We start from the raw sequence: 3,505 nt of genomic DNA on the forward strand, positions 1-3,505 counted from the left end.
CAATGATATGTCTTTCACAATTATTCTCTTAACAGTTGAGTCAAAAAAATTGGGGAGTAATGTCGCAACTTCCAATCTCACTGGTCTTTAACCCTCTTGAAAGCACCGTAAGCATCGGAAATGAATTCGTCAATTTCCCCGGAGGGCCCGATAACGAAATTTATTTCATCAATCATGTTTATAGAGGGCCATCTGAGGATGTAAGAGTTGTAGTTCAAGTGTTCGAGTTTTCCCGGATATTTCCCCGGTCCCGCTTCAATTCTCAGATCTTTTTTCTCCTGAACCACTTTGAACGTTCCATAGAGCTGGTTTTCATAATTTCCCACGTATGCCCTGAGTTCTTGGCTTGGAGGTTTGGGACTTTCCGGAGGGGACCCAACCGCTGTTAGCTTGTCTAGCATAGCCATCCTTTTCTTTATTTCAGCCTGCATGTCGTAGTCTGCCTTACCAAGATATTGCTCAAGTATGTATGCGCGTATTGCCTCGGGTAGCACGGTAAAGTTCAGGTTAGCGAGAACGGTAATCCCCAGATTTAGCTCCGGCACCAGGACAACCACAGTGCGTATACCCTCATATCCACCCCCCTTTTCAACTATCTCGTGATTTTTCCAGTGGTAACTTCCCCATCCCATGCCAAAGCTGAATCCCGTTTTCTCGCTTATAGGCGGGAGTTCTGCAAAGCCAGGGGTTTCCACCATACTAGGAGCAAACATATCTTTTATGGTCTCTGGCTTTAGTACTCCCTTTCCTTTATATGTACCTCCGTCCAGTAGCGTAATCATCCATTTTGACATATCTGAACCAGTCGAGACCATATCTCCGGCGGCACCCAGGATCTCCCCCCTGTTCCAGGGTATTGCCTGAATTTCCCCATCGATCTTTGCGTGGGGTGACGCAACATTCTCTTTGTCCAGCATTCCGGGAAAACCAGTGCGGTTCATTTCGAGGGGCTTTATCAAACGCGTATTTACAACATCTTCCCAGGTCGTTTTACCTAGTTTGCCTGCTACCTGACCTGCGATAAAAAATCCTATGTTAGAGTATGTGGCCTCCTCTCTAAAACTGTGTGATGGCTCGATGAGTCGCACCCTGTAGAGAACCTGTTCCCTATCGTAACCTAGGTTACCTAACAGATCGCCACCGAAAGCGGGAAGCCCTGTGCGGTGAGCGAGGAGGTCGCGAGGCGTAGAATATCTAGTTGGGTATGGCTGCATCAGTGCGAATCCAGGGAGTACATCAATTACCTCCTCGTCCCATGTTACCTTTCCATCATCCACAAAAGTACCGATGGCTGCAGAGGTAAAGGTTTTGGTCACCGATGCAAGCTGGAATATCGTGTTTTCATCTACCTTTTCCTGTGTACCGACCTTCCTCACACCGAAGCCTTTCAGATAAACAACTACTCCATCTTCTACCACTGTTACTGAAACTCCCGGGACATTATATTCTTCTCTTGTTTTTTCAATAAAAGCATCGAGATCTTTCTCATCTAGTTTGCTTTCCTGCGCATTTGATCCCGCAACCCCGAATCCAAATACAAGAAATGCAGACATTAAAATAGGCAATGCCCTGAACACAATGTCACCTCCTTAATATTTTTCATAGAAATTCATTACACCCAGCTTAATATATAAACATTAATAACAAAATGGGTTCCCCAATTATAATCGGGCTCAATGTTAAAATTAAGCCCTGATGTGTTTATCGGCTAATTCGAAAGGAAAGAAAGTCGAATAATAAAAAATAGAAACCGCCTGAGACTTTGAAATAATGAGTAATTAAAAACGGAATCCTCTACTTTTTTACAGACTGGGTCAGATTGGAAATTTTTCGCCCAATAATATCTGATTCATAAAATTCTTTTAACTTGTTGATCTGGTCTAATAAGCTTAAAAATCCTTTTCCGAATTCGGTGAATTTATATTCAACTCTGGGCGGAATCTCAGGGTAGGAATTTTTTTCCAAGATTTTGTATCTTACCATCTTCGATAATCTTTCATTCAGGACATTTGTAGTGAGTCCATCCACACTCCTAACCATGGCTCCGGGCCTGTTAACACCATTTTTGATCAATTGCAAGGTTTGTATTGACCACTTACAACCTATGATGTCTTCAACGATCCTGAATACCTCTGAATTTATTGTTTTCTCAGAATGTAATTTTGCCATATTTTCCGCATTTGTTACCAATTTGTGACTACTTTACCAAAAAGTGCTCACTTGCGTAAAGAGAAACCTTTTTATATTATAGGTGAATAGCGATTATGTGAAAAGGAGGAAACAATGAATAGAAAATATTTTTCAAAAAGCTCATCAATTCTATTATTTTTGCTCATATCACTGTCAATAAACCTGCCCACTGGGTTTTCTGAAGAAAAAGAGCAAAAAGCTTCAGACGCAGCCGGAAAGACATTGTATCAACGTCTTGGTGGATACGACGCAGTCGCAGCTGTAGTCGGAGAATTGTTTGCTCGCATGATTCCAAATCAGCAACTAGGTAAATATTTTATCGGCTTGAGCGATGATTCGAAAAAGCGGGTACAGCAACTGACCGTGGATTTCGTATGCAGCGCAACTGGGGGACCCTGTATTTATACCGGTAGAGATATGAAGACATCTCACGAGGGATTGGGGATTACAGACAGCGACTGGGACGTTTCTGTAAATATTCTGGTTGGAATCTTGGATGAGTTTAAGGTGCCAGAACAGGAGAAGAAAGAACTACTTGGTATCGTCTCGGGTCTAAAACCCTCGATTGTTGAAAAATAAGAAAAGGGGGGTCAGGCTTTGTTATTCCGTCAAGATACATACCTAGCCCCAAAAACTTATGCGGGATACCTAATGTTTCTATAAAAGCTCAAGAATTAGCATCTCTTTTAAGACCCTTAATAAAATGAAGTTCGTTGATAAGCGATTCCAGTTTATCCAAATCTATCTCATACTTCTCGGAAATCTTTCTAAGCTTGCTTCGTGACAATTCATACTCACCCGTTGAAGAATTACCTCTTGAAATCTCGGGATTCCATCCTTCGTCACGCACTTCGAGCCTTACAACATCCCAGCGGGAGTAATGCCCCAGAGAATCGAATACAGCCTTTACAGCCTTAATCTGATTTGCGTAACAATCTGTATATAAAATTGCATCCTTTTCAAAGCATGGCTCAACAAGATATCTACCTGCGGGATTTACTATCGCGCTACCACCCTGAGCCCAGTTGTAATTTATGTGTCCACCGTCTCTTATATAATGCCACCTCTCCGGAAAATCCTCCGAAGTAAGAAAACCACATGCACTGAGCACAAATGCACCTGCCTCGAACGCATGTACCCTTATCAATGATTGAAGGTTACACAATCCACCACCAGGACTGGTGTCTGCATCAAGGAGCTTGTCCTCTCCTCTTTTCCAATTCCCTGGCCAAACTGCTATATGAAAGTCTTCTCCTCTATGAATCATGGCTGCTCTGACGAGAGGCATATGGTTTTCCCAGCAGATAAGCCCTCC

The 3,505-nt window shown here is 42.7% G+C and carries 4 protein-coding genes; 1 reads left to right on the top strand and 3 read right to left on the bottom strand.

Going from position 1 to position 3,505, the window contains the following annotated elements:
- Window positions 1–77 precede the first annotated feature (77 nt).
- The gene (locus VGA95_00420; protein ID HEX9665008.1) at window positions 78–1,577 is read right to left on the bottom strand and encodes a serine hydrolase; all 1,500 of its coding nucleotides are present in this window, start codon (window positions 1,575–1,577) and stop codon (window positions 78–80) included.
- Between the two features lie 217 nt (window positions 1,578–1,794).
- Window positions 1,795–2,169, bottom strand: a complete 375-nt coding sequence (locus tag VGA95_00425; protein ID HEX9665009.1) for a helix-turn-helix domain-containing protein — start codon at window positions 2,167–2,169, stop codon at window positions 1,795–1,797.
- Window positions 2,170–2,283: 114 nt separating this feature from the next.
- On the opposite strand from VGA95_00425, the gene VGA95_00430 reads away from it, so the two are divergent.
- Complete coding sequence (locus tag VGA95_00430) at window positions 2,284–2,769, top strand: group 1 truncated hemoglobin (protein HEX9665010.1); 486 nt, start codon at window positions 2,284–2,286, stop codon at window positions 2,767–2,769.
- An 88-nt stretch (window positions 2,770–2,857) separates the two neighbouring features.
- Here the strand turns inward: VGA95_00430 and VGA95_00435 are convergent.
- On the bottom strand, window positions 2,858–3,505 hold a 648-nt coding region (locus tag VGA95_00435; protein ID HEX9665011.1), incomplete at its 5' end, for a nitrilase-related carbon-nitrogen hydrolase.

It is taken from the genome of Thermodesulfobacteriota bacterium (assembly GCA_036397855.1).
In the GTDB taxonomy this organism is placed as follows: Bacteria; Desulfobacterota_D; UBA1144; order Nemesobacterales; family CSP1-2; genus DASWID01.